General features: G+C 52.0%; 13 protein-coding genes. 5 read left to right on the top strand and 8 right to left on the bottom strand.

Translation table 11 applies throughout. The features are described 5' to 3' along the window. Positions 1 to 69 precede the first annotated feature (69 nt). From loiP to KI228_RS08275, 4 genes are all read right to left on the bottom strand, one after another. Positions 70 to 831: a metalloprotease LoiP gene (gene loiP, locus KI228_RS08290; protein WP_061070321.1), complete on the bottom strand. Its 762-nt coding sequence runs from the start codon at positions 829 to 831 to the stop codon at positions 70 to 72. A 143-nt stretch (positions 832 to 974) separates the two neighbouring features. Then, positions 975 to 2,258, bottom strand: coding sequence for a 3-phosphoshikimate 1-carboxyvinyltransferase (gene aroA, locus KI228_RS08285; RefSeq protein ID WP_044256343.1), 1,284 nt, complete (start codon positions 2,256 to 2,258; stop codon positions 975 to 977). Between the two features lie 72 nt (positions 2,259 to 2,330). Beyond that, a complete protein-coding gene (gene serC / locus KI228_RS08280) occupies positions 2,331 to 3,419 on the bottom strand; it encodes a 3-phosphoserine/phosphohydroxythreonine transaminase (protein WP_043001195.1) in 1,089 nt (362 codons plus the stop codon). Between the two features lie 203 nt (positions 3,420 to 3,622). Next, complete coding sequence (locus tag KI228_RS08275) at positions 3,623 to 4,315, bottom strand: DUF421 domain-containing protein (protein WP_043001196.1); 693 nt, start codon at positions 4,313 to 4,315, stop codon at positions 3,623 to 3,625. A gap of 136 nt (positions 4,316 to 4,451) precedes the next feature. On the opposite strand from KI228_RS08275, the gene ycaO reads away from it, so the two are divergent. The 4 genes from ycaO to pflA all read left to right on the top strand — a co-directional run bounded on the left by ycaO (position 4,452) and on the right by pflA (position 10,759). Next, on the top strand, positions 4,452 to 6,212 hold the full coding sequence (ycaO, locus tag KI228_RS08270) for a 30S ribosomal protein S12 methylthiotransferase accessory factor YcaO (RefSeq protein WP_043001976.1): 1,761 nt from the start codon (positions 4,452 to 4,454) through the stop codon (positions 6,210 to 6,212). A 405-nt stretch (positions 6,213 to 6,617) separates the two neighbouring features. Beyond that, positions 6,618 to 7,475: a formate transporter FocA gene (gene focA / locus KI228_RS08265; RefSeq protein ID WP_043001197.1), complete on the top strand. Its 858-nt coding sequence runs from the start codon at positions 6,618 to 6,620 to the stop codon at positions 7,473 to 7,475. 56 nt (positions 7,476 to 7,531) lie between these two features. Further along, positions 7,532 to 9,814, top strand: coding sequence for a formate C-acetyltransferase (pflB, locus tag KI228_RS08260; RefSeq protein ID WP_043001198.1), 2,283 nt, complete (start codon positions 7,532 to 7,534; stop codon positions 9,812 to 9,814). Between the two features lie 204 nt (positions 9,815 to 10,018). Beyond that, positions 10,019 to 10,759, top strand: a complete 741-nt coding sequence (gene pflA, locus KI228_RS08255; RefSeq protein WP_043001199.1) for a pyruvate formate lyase 1-activating protein — start codon at positions 10,019 to 10,021, stop codon at positions 10,757 to 10,759. A gap of 115 nt (positions 10,760 to 10,874) precedes the next feature. Here pflA and KI228_RS08250 read toward each other — a convergent pair whose 3' ends face one another. After that, positions 10,875 to 12,023, bottom strand: coding sequence for an MFS transporter (locus KI228_RS08250; protein ID WP_043001200.1), 1,149 nt, complete (start codon positions 12,021 to 12,023; stop codon positions 10,875 to 10,877). Positions 12,024 to 12,336: 313 nt separating this feature from the next. Here KI228_RS08250 and ycaC point away from each other — a divergent pair, with 313 nt between their 5' ends. Beyond that, entirely contained in the window at positions 12,337 to 12,963 is a 627-nt protein-coding gene (gene ycaC / locus KI228_RS08245; RefSeq protein WP_043001201.1) for an isochorismate family cysteine hydrolase YcaC, read from the top strand. A gap of 192 nt (positions 12,964 to 13,155) precedes the next feature. On the opposite strand, the gene KI228_RS08240 is transcribed toward ycaC, so the two are convergent. Genes KI228_RS08240 through dmsA form a run of 3 tightly spaced genes read right to left on the bottom strand, consistent with a single transcriptional unit; the run spans position 13,156 to position 17,093 of the window. Further along, positions 13,156 to 14,019, bottom strand: coding sequence for a dimethyl sulfoxide reductase anchor subunit family protein (locus KI228_RS08240; RefSeq protein WP_043001202.1), 864 nt, complete (start codon positions 14,017 to 14,019; stop codon positions 13,156 to 13,158). A 1-nt stretch (position 14,020) separates the two neighbouring features. Further along, the gene (dmsB, locus tag KI228_RS08235; RefSeq protein WP_043000749.1) at positions 14,021 to 14,638 is read right to left on the bottom strand and encodes a dimethylsulfoxide reductase iron-sulfur subunit DmsB; all 618 of its coding nucleotides are present in this window, start codon (positions 14,636 to 14,638) and stop codon (positions 14,021 to 14,023) included. A 10-nt stretch (positions 14,639 to 14,648) separates the two neighbouring features. Next, positions 14,649 to 17,093: a dimethylsulfoxide reductase subunit A gene (gene dmsA, locus KI228_RS08230; protein WP_099433414.1), complete on the bottom strand. Its 2,445-nt coding sequence runs from the start codon at positions 17,091 to 17,093 to the stop codon at positions 14,649 to 14,651. Positions 17,094 to 17,120: the final 27 nt, after the last annotated feature.

The following is a 17,120-nucleotide window of genomic DNA, read 5'->3' as shown; positions in this document are numbered from 1 at the left end:
CACCAGGTGAAGAATAATTGCGCAATTATAGCGGGCCGGGGAGAAACCAGCCCGAAAGATGACAATGTTTTACTTTTTATCTTCAGCGATACGGTCACGCATATGCTGAGCACGGTCGGCTGACGCCGGGTGGGAATCCATCAGGGATTTAGCGTGGCCGGCATCCATTATGGCTAACTTATCAAATGCGCTCACTAACCCCTGCGTATTGATGCCACGTTTTTTCATCAGGTCATAGGAGAAGTCATCAGCCTCAGATTCCTGACTGCGGGAGAACGCCGAGTTGATCACCCCTTCAGCCAAATCGCCTAACTGCGACTGAGAGAGTTGTGAAGCCACGCCGCTGGTGGCAGAAATAGCATCACGCGCGGCCAGGGTAGCATAAGCCGTCTGCATTGCTTTGCGGGAATGCCCTAAAGAGACGTGACCTAACTCGTGACCTAATACCCCTTCGATTTCATTATCGGTCATCAGATCCATCAAACCGGAATAAACGCGGACACAGCCGTTCGCCATTGCCCACGCATTGACGTCAGAAGTGATGTAGACCTTATAATCGACCGGAGTACCATCAATATTATTTCCCAGAGCTTTGGCAATCTTACCCAGACGCCTGGTGTATTTACTGCTTTTTCCCGCAAGTTGATTCTGGCTATCCATCTGTTTGCAGGCGTTGCTGGACAACGTTTTGACATCGGTATCAGAAAGCGTGGCTGCTTTATAGGCCGACATGCCCGAACTGGCGAGCATGTCACCATTAACGCCATTTTTACATCCCGCCAGCAGCGCTGCGGATACTGCAATAGTAATCAGGAGTGATTTATTTTTCATGCTAATCTTCCGTTGATATTTATAATAAAACGCATATAAATCAAAATATTAAATCATCAACACGTTAGCATTAGCAGTAACAGGAAAAAAGTACAGATACAGACGATATCGCGCCAGCCAGTTGACCGGCGCGAAGAGAGAAATCAGGCAGGGGTACTGATACGCGCCAACTGTTCGAAATAGTCAGGGAAGGTTTTGGCGGTACATTTCGGGTCAAGGATCGTAACCGGCGTATCAGATAACGCCACCAGCGAGAAACACATCGCCATACGGTGATCGTTATAGGTGCTAATGTCGGCAAACTTCAGGTGTGCCGGCGGCGTGATGCGAATAAAATCATGCCCCTCTTCCACTTCCGCGCCGACTTTGCGCAGTTCGGTCGCCATCGCAAACAGACGGTCAGTTTCTTTCACCCGCCAGTTGTAAATGTTGCGAAGCGTTGTCGTACCTTTGGCAAACAACGCGGCTGTCGCGATAGTCATGGCGGCATCCGGAATATGGTTCATGTCCATATCGATGGCATTCAGTTCGCCACGGGTACAGGCGATAAAGTCGTCACCCCAGGTGACGGTCGCGCCCATTTTCTCCAACACATCGGCAAAACGGATATCGCCCTGCATGCTGTTGCGGCCAATCCCGGTCACTTTCACCGTTCCACCTTTAATGGCGCCTGCCGCGAGGAAATAGGAGGCCGATGAAGCATCTCCTTCAACCAGATAATGACCTGGAGAGTGGTACTGCTGACCGCCTTTGACCACAAAGCGCTGATAGCTCTGGTTCTCTATCTCAACGCCAAAGGTTTTCATCAGGTTCAGCGTGATATCAATATACGGTTTCGACACCAGATCGCCTTTGATACTTATCACCGTATCCTGGGGTGCCAGAGGCGCGGTCATCAGCAGCGCAGTGAGAAACTGGCTGGAGACGCTGCCGTCAACCTCAACCTGTCCGCCGGTAAATCCGCCACGCAGTCGAAGCGGCGGATAGTTTTCCTGCTCCAGATACTCAATGTTCGCCCCGCCCTGACGCAGCGCATCCACCAGATGACCAATCGGGCGCTCTTTCATACGCGGTTCACCGGTCAGCACAATATCGTTTGCGCCAAGGCACAGTGCGGCGGCCAGCGGTCGCATTGCCGTTCCGGCATTGCCCAGAAACAGCTCTAATGCGCCTTCGGCGTGCAGCGGGCCTGCGTTACCCGTGATTTCACAGCGGGTGCGATCCGCAGAAAGGGTGTAATCAATCCCCAACGCACTCAGGGCATTGAGCATATGGCGAACGTCATCGCTGTCTAACAGGTTGGTCAGCTCTGTGGTGCCATGAGCTAACGCCGCCAGTAACAGCGCGCGGTTTGATACGCTCTTCGAGCCTGGCAGATTAATCGTGCCATCGACCCGTGCGATGGGTTGTAACGTCAGGGATTCCATGAAACTCAACTCTCAAAAGACAGAAATAAAAACCCCACAGACAAGGCTGTGGGGATGAAAAGAGACACCTGATTAGCCGCGACGGCGCTCGAAATCAGTCATGAAATCGGCAAGCGCTTTTACCCCTTCCAGCGGCATCGCGTTATAAATGGAGGCACGCATTCCGCCGACAACGCGGTGGCCTTTCAGCGCGTGCAGGCCCGCAGCAAAAGACTCTTCCAGGAAGAGCTTATCCAGCGCGCTGTCAGCTAACTGGAACGGCACGTTCATACGTGAACGGTTCGCTTTCGCGACATCGTTACGATAGAAGTCACTGTTATCAATCACACCGTACAGCAGTTCTGCTTTTTGCTGATTGATTTTATCCATCGCCGCCACGCCACCATTGGCTTTCAGCCATTTGAACACCAGGCCGGAAAGATACCAGGCGAAGGTCGGCGGCGTATTGAACATCGAGTCATTGTCGTTCAGAACGGAATAATCGAGGATCGACGGACACGCCACATTCGCTTTACCCAGTAAATCTTCGCGTACGATGACGATAGTCAAACCCGCCGGGCCAATGTTCTTCTGTGCGCCCGCATAAATGATGCCATAGCGTGAAACATCCAGCGGTCCGGAGAGAATGGTTGAGGAGAAATCAGCGGTCACCACCACATCGGAACCAAAATTGGGCGTTTCGTTAATTGCGATGCCATCGATGGTTTCGTTCGGGCAGTAATGCAGATACGCTGCATCAGCAGAAGGCTGCCACTCACTCATCGGCTTCACGCCGCGCAGGCCATCGACCGAAACTTTGGCGTCAATCACATTCGGCGTGCAGTATTTTTTCGCTTCTTTGACGGCGCTGGCTGCCCAGTAGCCTGCATCAACGTAGTCTGCCGTGGTTTTGTCGCCCAGAATGTTCAGCGGAATGGCAGAAAACTGGCCACGACCACCGCCGTGACAAAACAGCACTTTGTAGTTGGAGGGGATATTCAACAGATCGCGAAAATCCTGCTCCGCTTCTTGCGCGACCTGGATGAATTCTTTGCCGCGGTGGCTCACTTCCATGACGGACGTACCAAGACCGTTCCAGTCACAAAGATCCTTTTGAGCCAGTTTAAGCACGTCTGCCGGTAACATTGCCGGACCTGAACTAAAATTGAAGACCTGAGCCATTTCCCCTCACCACGTTGCGTTGTTATTAACCCAATCTCTTTTCGTACATGAACAGAGATTGGGTATAAGTTATTCCTGTGGATATCGGTTTTATCATTCAGTGACACGCGCCGCAATGGCTAAAACAAACTCGAGTAAAAATGAGTGTTCGCTCACACAACAGAATCTTCGGGATTGACGATAAAAGACCGATATTTTTGCTGTCAGACGACCCGTTTTGCCCGACTGGCCTTCGACCATTCTGGATTTTTACACCGCGGGCACGCCTGACGATCGCCGGCTTTCATTGTGATCACTTCACTGCATCGCACACAGGAATACTCTCCCGCTTCAGGAACGACTTTATAACGTTGCGTACAATACTTCGGCAAAATGCTTAAGCCAGGCTTTACCTCACTGTCTTCAAAGAAATAAACGCTGATCTGACCATTCGTTTCAAGGATCGCCAGGCGCACCTGTCCCAGTTGCTCAACGCCATTCAGTCGCAGCTCCATGAAAAACTCGAACTCGGTCATATTTGACTGGTTCAGTTTTTCCCACGCCAGCTCGCCATCTTCAATAATCACGACGGGCTTACCTTCCAGTAAATCTTCCAGTTTTTCACTGCGCGCCATCAGCCACATCACCAGACGGTACAGCAGCGCGAGGGTAATGAAGACCACCAGTACTGGCAACATCGGGACATCATCATAAAAGGCCACGTCACCCGCCGCCGACCCCAGCGTTAAAATAATCAGCACTTCGAAGAGCGACATCTGTCGCACGCCGCGTCGTCCTGTGAGTTTGAGAAACAGATAGACCAGTACGAAGGTATACAGACTGCGTAAAGCCACTTCACCGAGGAATTCCATCGGCACTTTATCGAGTGCCATCCGTTGTAAATCAAACGCTTTCATTTTTATGCTCTTATGGTGGATCACTGCCTACAAGCATAGCCAAAACTTTTATTTGCGCCGCGTCAGTGGCGGCGATAGCGTCAGTCATGTAAAACCCGTATCATTGCGCGCTTTCCGTACGACAAAAGTGATTTTCATGACGCAAACATTTATTCCCGGCAAAGACGCCGCACTGGAAGACTCCATCGCTCGCTTCCAGCAAAAACTACTCGACCTCGGTTTCCATATTGAAGAGGCCTCGTGGCTGAATCCAGTGCCGAACGTCTGGTCCGTACACATTCGCGATAAAGAGTGTGCGCTGTGCTTTACCAACGGCAAAGGGGCGACGAAAAAGGCCGCGCTGGCCTCGGCGTTGGGCGAATATTTTGAGCGTCTGTCAACCAACTATTTCTTTGCCGATTTCTGGCTGGGTGAAACCATCGCCAATGGCCCGTTCGTGCATTATCCGAACGAGAAATGGTTCCCGCTGACCGAAAATGATGACGTACCGGACGGTCTGCTGGATGCCCGCCTGCGTGCCTTCTACGATCCCGAGAACGAACTGACCGGCAGCATGCTGATCGACCTGCAGTCTGGCAACGAAGAGCGTGGTATCTGCGGCCTGCCGTTTACCCGCCAGTCGGATAACCAGACCGTCTATATTCCAATGAACATTATCGGCAACCTGTACGTCTCAAACGGGATGTCCGCCGGTAACACCCGTAACGAAGCGCGCGTGCAAGGGTTATCTGAAGTCTTTGAGCGTTATGTGAAGAATCGCATTATTGCCGAAAGCATCAGCCTGCCGGAAATTCCGGCCGACGTGCTGGCACGCTACCCGGCGGTAGTGGAATCTATTGCAACGCTGGAAGCGGAAGGTTTCCCCATCTTTGCTTACGACGGTTCTCTGGGCGGTCAGTATCCGGTGATCTGCGTTGTGCTGTTCAATCCGGCTAACGGCACCTGCTTCGCCTCTTTCGGCGCACATCCTGATTTTGGCGTCGCACTGGAACGTACCGTGACGGAACTGCTGCAGGGCCGTGGTCTGAAAGATCTCGACGTCTTCACGCCGCCGACCTTCGACGATGAAGAAGTGGCTGAGCATACCAACCTGGAAACACACTTCATTGACTCCAGCGGTCTGATCTCCTGGGATCTGTTCAAGCAGGATGCCGACTACCCGTTCGTTGACTGGAGTTTCTCCGGTACCACAGAAGAAGAGTTTGCCACCCTGATGGCGATCTTCAACGCGGAAGATAAAGAGGTGTACATCGCCGATTACGAACATCTCGGTGTCTACGCCTGTCGGATCATCGTTCCGGGGATGTCTGATATTTATCCTGCTGAAGATCTGTGGTTAGCCAATAACGCCATGGGCGTCCATCTGCGCGAGACCCTGCTCTCACTGCCGAATAGTCGCTGGGATAAAGAAGACTATCTCAACCTGATTGAGCAACTCGATGAAGAAGGGTTTGATGATTTCACCCGCGTTCGTGAACTGTTAGGCCTGGCTACCGGTTCAGATAACGGCTGGTACACCCTGCGTATTGGGGAACTGAAAGCGATGCTGGCGCTGGCAGGTGGTGATCTGGAACAGGCACTGATCTGGACCGAATGGACGATGGAATTTAATACGTCGATCTTTAGCGCCGAGCGGGCGAATTATTACCGTTGCCTGCAAACGCTGTTACTGCTGTCGCAGGAAGAAGAACGTGAACCGCTGCAATATCTGAACGCGTTTGTCCGTATGTATGGCGCAAATGCCGTCGAAGCCGCCAGTGCAGCATTGAGCGGTGAAGCCGCCTTTTATGGTCTGCAGCCGGTTGACAGCGATCTGCACGCATTCGCATCACACCAGTCGCTGTTGAAGGCCTATGAGAAGTTGCAGCGTGCAAAATCTTCATTTTGGTCAAAATAAAGCCAATCAACCTACGCTGAGTAGGTTTAAATAATCGTCTGGGCTATATTACGGGGCGCGCTAAGCGCCCCTTTTTATTTATTTTTGAATATCCCAAAACAAATGTAATAACAAGGTTAAATGTTGGTAGTTGATATTACATAATTTAATGGATAGTTGTTACTTTATCTGCCAATTACTCCATATTAATTAACTGGCTAACAGACGTAGGAAGGAAAATTTTCAACTCATTTGCTAAAATTTAAAATTTATTTTTATCATAAAAATCAATTAATTACTCCGTAATTGCATAAAAACCATGCGTATTACGGGCCTATAAGCCAGGCGGGATATGATCTACATCAATTTCTCATCTATAATGCTTTGTTAGTATCTCGTCGCCGACTTAATAAAGAGAGAGTTAGTGTGAAAGCTGACAACCCTTTTGATCTTTTACTCCCTGCAGCAATGGCCAAAGTGGCCGAAGAGGCAGGTGTCTATAAAGCAACGAAACATCCGCTTAAGACTTTCTTCCTGGCAATTACTGCCGGTGTGTTCATTTCCATCGCCTTTGTTTTCTATATCACTGCAACGACCGGTACAGGTACGATGCCCTTTGGTATGGCGAAATTGATTGGCGGTATCTGCTTCTCTCTGGGGTTGATTCTTTGCGTCATCTGCGGTGCAGACCTCTTTACGTCAACCGTGTTGATTGTCGTTGCCAAAGCCAGTGGCCGAATCACCTGGGGTCAGTTGGCAAAAAACTGGCTCAACGTCTATTTTGGTAACCTGATTGGTTGCTTGCTCTTTGTGCTATTGATGTGGCTTTCCGGCGAATATATGGTCGCCAACGGCCAGTGGGGACTGAACGTCCTGCAAACCGCCGACCACAAAATGCACCATACTTTTGTTGAAGCCGTCAGCCTCGGTATCCTCGCAAACCTGATGGTATGCCTGGCTGTATGGATGAGCTACTCAGGCCGTAGCCTGATGGATAAAGCGTTTATCATGGTATTACCGGTTGCGATGTTTGTTGCCAGCGGTTTTGAGCACAGTATCGCAAACATGTTTATGATTCCGATGGGTATTGTAATCCGTGATCTCGCAACACCGGAGTTCTGGAGCGCAGTTGGCTCGACGCCGGAAAGTTTTTCTCACCTGACCGCGATGAACTTCATCACTGATAACCTGATTCCGGTTACGATCGGTAACATTATCGGCGGGGGTTTGTTGGTTGGGTTGACATACTGGGTCATTTATCTGCGTGACAACGATCATCATTAATTGATGTCGCGATACACGCAGTAAATAAAAAATCCACTTAAGAAGGTAGGTGTTACATGTCCGAGCTTAATGAAAAGTTAGCCACAGCCTGGGAAGGTTTTACCAAAGGTGACTGGCAGAATGAAGTAAACGTCCGTGACTTCATTCAGAAAAACTACACTCCGTACGAGGGTGACGAGTCCTTCCTGGCTGGCGCGACTGATGCGACCACTGCACTGTGGGACAGCGTAATGGAAGGCGTTAAACAGGAAAACCGCACTCACGCGCCTGTTGACTTTGACACCTCTGTTGCTTCCACCATCACTTCTCACGACGCTGGCTACATCAATAAAGCGCTCGAGAAAATTGTTGGTCTGCAAACTGAAGCTCCGCTGAAACGTGCGATCATCCCGTTCGGTGGTATCAAAATGGTTGAAGGTTCCTGCAAAGCGTACAACCGCGAACTGGACCCGATGCTGAAAAAAATCTTCACTGAATATCGTAAAACCCACAACCAGGGCGTTTTCGATGTTTACACCAAAGACATTCTGAACTGCCGTAAATCCGGTGTTCTGACTGGTCTGCCGGATGCCTATGGCCGTGGCCGTATCATCGGTGACTACCGTCGCGTTGCGCTGTACGGTATCGACTTCCTGATGAAAGACAAATACGCTCAGTTCGTTTCCCTGCAGTCTGACCTGGAAAACGGCGTAAACCTGGAAGCGACTATCCGTCTGCGTGAAGAAATTGCTGAACAGCACCGTGCGCTGGGTCAGATCAAAGAGATGGCTGCGAAATATGGCTGCGATATCTCTGGTCCGGCAACCAACGCTCAGGAAGCGATTCAGTGGACTTACTTCGGCTACCTGGCTGCGGTTAAATCTCAGAACGGCGCGGCAATGTCCTTCGGTCGTGTCTCCACCTTCCTGGATGCATACATCGAACGTGACCTGAAAGCAGGCAAAATCACTGAACAAGACGCTCAGGAAATGATTGACCACCTGGTCATGAAACTGCGTATGGTTCGTTTCCTGCGTACGCCTGAATATGATGAACTGTTCTCCGGCGACCCGATTTGGGCAACGGAATCCATCGGTGGTATGGGCGTTGATGGCCGTACTCTGGTTACCAAAAACAGCTTCCGCTTCCTGAACACCCTGTACACCATGGGTCCGTCTCCGGAGCCGAACATCACCGTTCTGTGGTCTGAAAAACTGCCTCTGAACTTCAAGAAATTCGCCGCTAAAGTGTCCATCGACACCTCTTCTCTGCAGTATGAGAACGATGACCTGATGCGTCCGGACTTCAACAACGACGATTACGCTATCGCTTGCTGCGTAAGCCCAATGGTTGTTGGTAAACAAATGCAGTTCTTCGGTGCGCGTGCAAACCTGGCGAAAACCATGCTGTACGCAATCAACGGCGGCGTTGATGAAAAACTGAAAATGCAGGTTGGCCCGAAATCTGAGCCAATCAAAGGCGACGTGCTGAACTATGACGAAGTCATGGAGCGCATGGATCACTTCATGGACTGGCTGGCTAAGCAGTATGTCACCGCGCTGAACGTTATCCACTACATGCACGACAAGTACAGCTACGAAGCCTCTCTGATGGCGCTGCACGATCGTGATGTTATTCGCACCATGGCATGTGGTATCGCAGGTCTGTCCGTTGCGGCTGACTCCCTGTCTGCTATCAAATATGCGAAAGTTAAACCGATTCGTGATGAAGACGGTCTGGCTATCGACTTCGAAATCGAAGGCGAATACCCGCAGTTTGGTAACAACGACGCGCGCGTTGATGACATGGCGGTTGACCTGGTTGAACGTTTCATGAAGAAAATTCAGAAACTGAAAACCTACCGTGATGCTATCCCGACGCAGTCTGTTCTGACCATCACCTCTAACGTTGTGTATGGTAAGAAAACCGGTAACACCCCAGATGGTCGTCGTGCTGGCGCGCCGTTCGGACCAGGTGCTAACCCGATGCACGGTCGTGACCAGAAAGGTGCTGTTGCCTCTCTGACTTCTGTTGCTAAACTGCCGTTTGCTTACGCGAAAGATGGTATCTCTTATACCTTCTCTATCGTTCCGAACGCACTGGGTAAAGACGACGAAGTTCGTAAGACTAACCTGGCCGGTCTGATGGATGGTTACTTCCACCATGAAGCGTCCATCGAAGGTGGTCAGCACCTGAACGTGAACGTGATGAACCGTGAAATGCTGCTGGACGCGATGGAACATCCGGAAAAATATCCGCAGCTGACCATCCGTGTATCTGGTTATGCAGTACGTTTTAACTCCCTGACGAAAGAACAGCAGCAGGACGTTATTACCCGTACCTTCACTCAGACCATGTAATGTGTTTTGACTGAAATCACGCGGTAAAAGGCGTACAATAAAGGCTCCACGTAAGTGGGGCCTTTTTAACAGGTCGTTTCCCGACTGCAGCCTGTTTTGTCAGCTATCTATACTCAATGGATAACCGCCAAAACAGACTCGACACAGCCAATGAGCTGTGCACCAACACGGCCCCGGATGGGCCACATCTGGAGAAACACCGCAATGTCAGTTATTGGTCGCATTCACTCCTTTGAATCCTGTGGTACCGTTGACGGCCCAGGCATCCGCTTTATTACTTTCTTCCAGGGCTGCCTGATGCGCTGTCTGTATTGCCACAACCGCGATACGTGGGACACGCATGGCGGTAAAGAAGTCACCGTTGAAGAACTGATGAAAGAGGTCGTGACCTATCGCCACTTTATGAACGCATCCGGCGGCGGCGTAACGGCGTCAGGCGGTGAAGCCATCCTGCAAGCGGAATTTGTCCGTGACTGGTTTCGTGCCTGTAAGCAAGAAGGTATCCATACCTGTCTGGATACCAATGGTTTTGTTCGCCGCTACGACCCGGTGATTGATGAACTGCTGGAAGTCACTGACCTGGTGATGCTCGACCTCAAGCAGATGAATGATGAGATCCACCAGAACCTGGTCGGCGTTTCCAACCACCGTACGCTGGAGTTCGCCCGCTATCTGGCAAACAAAAATATCAACGTGTGGATCCGTTACGTCGTGGTACCTGGCTGGTCCGACGATGACGACTCCGCGCACCGACTCGGTGAATTTACCCGCGATATGGGCAACGTTGAAAAAATCGAGCTCCTGCCCTATCACGAACTGGGTAAACATAAATGGGTGGCGATGGGCGAAGAGTACAAACTCGATGGTGTACATCCACCGAAGAAAGAAACGATGGAACGCGTTAAAGGCATTCTTGAGCAGTACGGGCATAAAGTGATGTATTGATTGCGTCTTTTAAAAAGGCTATCCGACGGGTAGCCTTTTTACTTTCTGTCGGGGAATACAGAACATTAACCAAAACAGGATGCAATAACACACATTGCTTCCTGTTGACGCTGAATTAAACGTGAGCAACCGGGTTCGGAGTATGTCCGGCATTGCGCAGCAGCATCAGCAAATAAATAAACGACACGCTGGCAATCATAATAAACAGAAGATTATCGGAATAATTCTGCATCAACATGGCGGTGAAGGAAGGCCCTAACAGGCTGCCAACGGTGTAGCTTAGCAGCAGCGCCTGGTTCATCGCCACCAGTTGATGATGTTCCACTTTTTCACAGGCCCAGGCCATCGCGACCGGATAGAGCGTAAAACCGGCCGCCCCCAGGATAAAGAGCGCAGGTGCCATCGCTGCCTGGCTTAACATCGCGATGCTTCCGAGGATGACCACAAACACCTGCACGCGCAGTACCAGCAGTCGACCAAACTTATCCGCCAGTCTCCCGATTGGCCACTGCCCGAGGATCCCCGCGCTAACCAGCACCGCCATCCAGAAACCGATACTGGCATTACTCATGCCCTGATGATTGAGATAGAGCGGCATCAGGCCGTACAGCGAACCCAGGACAATCCCGGAAATGATGCAGCCGTTAACGCCCAGCCGCGCCTGACGCAGTTTCAGCATTGCGGTAATTGGCGTGTCGTTGTGTTCATCAGACTGTTGATTCAGGATGCGGGTAAAGAGCAGCGGTAAAATCCCTGCCAGAATCAGTCCCGTCGCCCACGGCAGCACATTCATCAGTTCCGTCGAGACTTTGCTGACCAGCAGTTGTCCGAGGAAGGTCCCCACATAATAGACCATCATGTAGGCCGCCAGCAGGCGACCGCGGTTACGTGATGTCCCGCTGCACATCAGCGCACTCTCCACAACCACCCAGATCATCGCGCAGCCAATGCCCGCGACAAAGCGCCATGCCAGCCAGCTCCAGAAGCCGACCATCACCCCGAGGCCCACACAGCCGGCGGCAAAAATCAGCGAGGCAAGATAGTAACTACGGTTAAACCCGAGGCGTTTGATTAAAGCTCCTGTCAACAGCGTCCCGACCAGATTACCGGTGAAATAGGACGAACTGATCATACCCACCTGCCACGTCGGCAGGTTTTCCTGGGCGAGCCAAAGCGGGACGAGCGTGTTCAGCACCGCAATCGCCAGGGTCAGCAGAAGTAGACCAGCCAGCAAAAGCAAGACAGGTCGGGTATAGGTGGACATGAGTATAAACCGTGAGGAAGTTCAAATTTCACGCGCATCATGCCACCAACAAAAACATTGTCAATCGGCGGAAACCGTGGTGTGGCGGCCCTTTTCCGTCTTCGATTGAATTTATTGATTAAGATTATGTATTACTGATAACCAATCAACTACAGGTGACTGTTTTTATTGATTTAACGCAAAGGTATTCCGTTTCGATCAGTTGAAAAATCTCATAGTCCCGGCAGGTTTTTTTTTCCGTTCTATGCTTTGAATGAACCATACGCACCTGAATGAATTCGGGCGCAGAGTTGACTTAAGCAAGGAGAAGAGAATGACCAGGCCTTATGTTCGTCTCGATAAAAATGACGCAGCGGTTCTTCTGGTGGATCACCAGGCCGGATTGCTGTCACTGGTCAGGGATATTGACCCTGATAAATTCAAAAACAACGTGCTCGCGCTGGGTGATTTAGCCAAATACTTCAAGCTGCCTACCATCCTCACCACCAGTTTCGAAACCGGACCAAACGGCCCGCTGGTCCCCGAATTAAAAGCCCAGTTTCCTGATGCCCCGTACATTGCGAGGCCAGGGAATATCAACGCCTGGGATAATGAAGACTTCGTGAAGGCCGTCAAAGCCACGGGGAAAAAGCAGTTGATCATTGCGGGTGTAGTGACCGAAGTTTGTGTGGCATTTCCGGCGCTGTCAGCCATTGAAGAAGGTTTTGATGTCTTCGTCGTCACCGACGCGTCGGGTACGTTTAATGAAATTACCCGTCATTCGGCGTGGGATAGAATGTCGCAGGCCGGTGCTCAGCTCATGACATGGTTTGGTGTGGCCTGTGAACTGCACCGTGACTGGCGTAATGATATTGAGGGGTTGGCGACGCTGTTCTCCAACCACATTCCGGATTATCGCAACCTGATGACCAGCTACGATACGTTGACTAAACAAAAATAGTAAAACCGGGGCGAAAGCCCCGGTGAGAGTGATGACAAACTTCATCCCGATACCGGAAAAGTAAAGATCACCTCATTAAAAACCAGGAAAATCAATTCATTGATTTTCGGCTGATAACCACAAGGAAGGAAAAAACACGCTTTTTCTTTCCTTGTCAGTAATCTGACCGGGGCGAAAGCCCCGGTTATTCACTTAGCTGGCAACCGCCATACCGACGGTCATATGCAGACCGTAGAATACGCCGCGACCAATCAGTTCTCCCACCAGCAGCAGAATAAAGGCCACTGACAGCAGCGGAACCGCAGGCTGATACCCTTTCAACTGCGGAACAATCCAGCAGCACAAGGCCAGCGCCAGCACCCCAATCCGCCAGGCCATCAACGCCCCGTAGTCAGGTACCAACGCAGAAGCCTGCTGAATAGAGCTGTGAATGGTCGCCAGTTCTGCGCCCTGCATCACCGACATGATGGCACTGACCACCAGCGCCAGCAGTGAAACCGCAGGCAACAGACGCATCGCCCAGCCATCGACTCCCGCCACGCGCAGCAGCAGATAGCCCAGCAGTGGCCCCCCCATCAGCAGAGTCAGGAAGAAGCCCAGCGGCGTCCAGACGCTGTACCAGGTCGGTACGGTATCAATGCTGTTATAGACGCGCACCATCATCCAGACGAACAGTACACCCAGCACCATCGTCAGCAGCAACCACAGGTTACGCAGAGCCGGAGAGAGCTTTTTCAACACCGCCAGCAGCCAGCCGATCCCGCCAACCGCAAAGAAAATCGAACCGCTGGCAATTTCATTACTCAGCGCCGATGAACCGACACGGTTAAGCGAGTTAAACGCCCGCATTGGCGAGCCAAGGTGCAGCATAGATGCGATAAAGCCAATCCCCATCAGCACCCACAGCGCAAACATGCAGGTAATCACGCGCTGTTGCGTTTCGGCCCGCAGGTCGCCTTTCATTAGCGCCAGCGCCAGGACAATGAAGCCACCGACCACACATTGTCCGAAGACCGTGAAGATCATCAGCGGCCATTCATGCCATCCACTTCCCATCTTACACCTCCTTCGGATTCGCCAGATAACCGGTGGTATCCCCGGTCGGGCGGCTGTTGGCATTCGGTTTGATCACAATACTCGGCTTCGTAAAGTGTGCGCCAGGCAGCGGAGCAACCGCCGCCAGATCGCCGTGTTTCTGACGCAGTTCGTCGACAGGACCGAAATCCAGCGCACGCAGCGGACAAGACTCGACACAGATCGGTTTCTTGCCTTCCGCCACCCGGTCATGACAGCCGTCGCATTTGGTCATGTGGCCTTTGGCGGCGTTGTACTGCGGCGCACCGTACGGACAGGCCATATGGCAATAACGACAGCCGATGCAGACATCTTCATCAACGACCACAAAGCCGTCTTCCCGCTTGTGCATCGCCCCGCTCGGACAGACCTTGGTACAGGCCGGATCTTCACAGTGGTTACAGGCAATAGAGAGATAATAGGCAAACACGTTCTGGTGCCAGACGCCGTTGTCTTCCTGCCAGTCTCCGCCCGCATATTCATAAATGCGGCGGAAGCTGACATCCGGGGTTAAGTCTTTGTAATCTTTACAGGCCAGTTCGCAGGTTTTACAACCGGTGCAACGGCTGGAATCAATAAAAAATCCATACTGGGTTGTCATCGGTTACTCCTTACACCTTCTCAACCTGAACAAGGTTCGTATGTGACGGGTTCCCCTTCGCCAGAGGAGACGGGCGCTGGGTGGTCAATACATTGATACAGCCCCCCTGGTCAATGCGTTTGGCATCCGGGTCATACCAGGCCCCTTCCCCTAGCGCAACCACACCCGGCATCATCCGCGGCGTCACTTTCGCCTCAATATGTAGCTCTCCGCGACCATTGAAGATGCGGACCTTGTCGCCATTACGGATACCGCGTTTTTGCGCGTCCAGCGGGTTGATCCACATCTCCTGGCGGCACGACGCCTTCAGGACATCCACGTTGCCATAGGTGGAGTGAACGCGAGATTTATAGTGGAAGCCCGTGAGCTGCAATGGATAATCTTTGGTCAACGGATCGTTGTAGTTCTCAAAACCTGGCGTGTAGATCGGCAATGGATCGATGACATCGCCTTCCGGTAGTTCCCAGGTGGCGGCAATCTTAGCCAGTTCCTGCGAGTAGATCTCGATTTTACCTGACGGCGTGGTCAACGGATTGGCCTGCGGATCGTCACGGAACGCCTTATAGGCCACGTGATGTCCTTCCGGATCGCGCTGCTTGAACAGACCCTGCTTACGGAATTCCTCAAAGGTCGGCAGCGCCGGAATAGCTTTACGCGACTGTTCGTACAGATGACGCATCCATTCTTCCTGAGTGCGTCCTTCGGTAAACTGCTGCTCGACACCCAGACGCTTCGCCAGCTCGCTAGTCATTTCATAGATGGTTTTGCATTCAAAACGCGGCTTAATGGCCTGATCGGCGAAAATCACATAAGACATATTCCCGCAGGAAGCATCCAGCGCGAAGTCCATCTGTTCAGAAGCCGTGCAGTCCGGCAGCAGGATATCGGCATACTTCGCTGACGACGTCATGTGGCAGTCGATGACGACAATCATTTCGCACTTCTTGTCATCCTGCAGGATGTCGTGCGTGCGGTTGATCTCTGAGTGCTGGTTGATAAGACAGTTACCGGCGTAGTTCCAGATCATCTTAATCGGCACGTCGAGTTTATCTTTGCCGCGCACGCCATCACGCAGCGCAGTCATTTCCGGACCACGTTCAATCGCGTCGGTCCACATAAACATTGAGATACTGGTTTCTACCGGGTTTTCCAGCGTTGGCATCCGTACAAACGGCAGACCGTAAGAGCCTTCACGTGCACCGCTGTTGCCGCCGTTGATCCCGACGTTACCGGTTAAAATGGCCAGCATTGAAATGGCACGGGTGGCGATTTCACCGTTCGCATGGCGCTGCGGTCCCCATCCCTGGCTGATATAGGCTGGTTTTGCGCTGCCGATTTCTCGCGCCAGTTTGATAATACGGTCTGCCGGAATGCCGGTAATTTGCGCTGCCCACTCAGGCGTTTTTGGCGTATCGTCAGTCCCCTGCCCGAGAATATAGGCCTTATAGTGGCCATTCTTCGGCGCGCTGGCTGGCAACGTTTTCTCGTCGTAGCCCACACAGTACTTATCGAGGAACGGCTGATCGACCATATTCTCAGTAATCAGCACATAAGCCAGCGCATTCACCAGCGCCGCATCGGTACCCGGACGAATCGGGATCCATTCATCTTCACGACCGGCCCCGGTATCGGTATAGCGCGGATCGATAATAATCATCCGGGCATTCGATTTCTGTCGCGCCTGTTCCAGATAGTAGGTCACCCCACCGCCGCTCATACGGGTTTCGCCAGGGTTGTTACCGAACAGCACTACCAGCTTACTGTTTTCGATGTCCGATGGGCTGTTACCATCCGCCCAACCGCCATAGGTGTAGTTCAGACCCGCCGCGATTTGTGCGGAAGAGTAGTCGCCGTAGTGGTTCAAATAACCGCCGCAGCAGTTCATCAGACGCGCCACCAGGGTATTTCCCGGCGGCCAGGAACGGGTCATCGTACCGCCCAGCGTACCGGTGCCGTAGTTCAGATAGATAGACTCGTTACCGTAGTCTTTAATCAGACGCTGCATGTTGCTGGCGATGATGTCGTAAGCCTCATCCCAGGTGATGCGCTCGAATTTGCCTTCTCCGCGTTTACCGACGCGTTTCATCGGGTATTTCAGACGATCCGGGTTATAGACGCGACGACGCATGGAACGTCCACGCAGACAGGCACGCACCTGATGCAAACCGTCGTAGTTGTCATCACCGGTGTTGTCGGTTTCAACGTATTTGATTTCGCCATCCACAACATGCATGCGCAACGGGCAACGACTCCCGCAGTTTACGGTACAGGCGCTCCAGACGACTTTTTCGCTGGCTTGTGCCGGACTCAGGGCTTCGGCAGCATTAGCGATACGGGTAAATGGCAGGGTAAACGCGCTGCTGGCCATCGCCAGTCCGCCAATCGCCGTCGTTTTGACCAAACCGCGACGACTCACCTCCGCCGCCATCACGGCATCAGGGATCTTCGTTTTCATAAAGGCTCACTCTGCTTGCTTACAGTA

Origin of the sequence: Citrobacter amalonaticus (assembly GCF_018323885.1) — a bacterium.
Lineage (GTDB): Bacteria > Pseudomonadota > Gammaproteobacteria > Enterobacterales > Enterobacteriaceae > Citrobacter_A > Citrobacter_A amalonaticus.
This window is presented reverse-complemented; position numbering and strand designations above follow the sequence as displayed.

Bases quoted from the DNA above. Each gene is read 5' to 3' on its own strand.
- KI228_RS08275 (WP_043001196.1), bottom strand. From the start codon at position 4,315: ATGAAAGCGTTTGATTTACAACGGATGGCACTCGATAAAGTGCCGATG.
- pflA (WP_043001199.1), top strand. From the start codon at position 10,019: ATGTCAGTTATTGGTCGCATTCACTCCTTTGAATCCTGTGGTACCGTT.
- pflB (WP_043001198.1), top strand. From the start codon at position 7,532: ATGTCCGAGCTTAATGAAAAGTTAGCCACAGCCTGGGAAGGTTTTACC.
- serC (WP_043001195.1), bottom strand. From the start codon at position 3,419: ATGGCTCAGGTCTTCAATTTTAGTTCAGGTCCGGCAATGTTACCGGCA.
- ycaO (WP_043001976.1), top strand. From the start codon at position 4,452: ATGACGCAAACATTTATTCCCGGCAAAGACGCCGCACTGGAAGACTCC.
- KI228_RS08240 (WP_043001202.1), bottom strand. From the start codon at position 14,019: ATGGGAAGTGGATGGCATGAATGGCCGCTGATGATCTTCACGGTCTTC.
- ycaC (WP_043001201.1), top strand. From the start codon at position 12,337: ATGACCAGGCCTTATGTTCGTCTCGATAAAAATGACGCAGCGGTTCTT.
- KI228_RS08250 (WP_043001200.1), bottom strand. From the start codon at position 12,023: ATGTCCACCTATACCCGACCTGTCTTGCTTTTGCTGGCTGGTCTACTT.
- dmsA (WP_099433414.1), bottom strand. From the start codon at position 17,093: ATGAAAACGAAGATCCCTGATGCCGTGATGGCGGCGGAGGTGAGTCGT.
- aroA (WP_044256343.1), bottom strand. From the start codon at position 2,258: ATGGAATCCCTGACGTTACAACCCATCGCACGGGTCGATGGCACGATT.
- loiP (WP_061070321.1), bottom strand. From the start codon at position 831: ATGAAAAATAAATCACTCCTGATTACTATTGCAGTATCCGCAGCGCTG.
- dmsB (WP_043000749.1), bottom strand. From the start codon at position 14,638: ATGACAACCCAGTATGGATTTTTTATTGATTCCAGCCGTTGCACCGGT.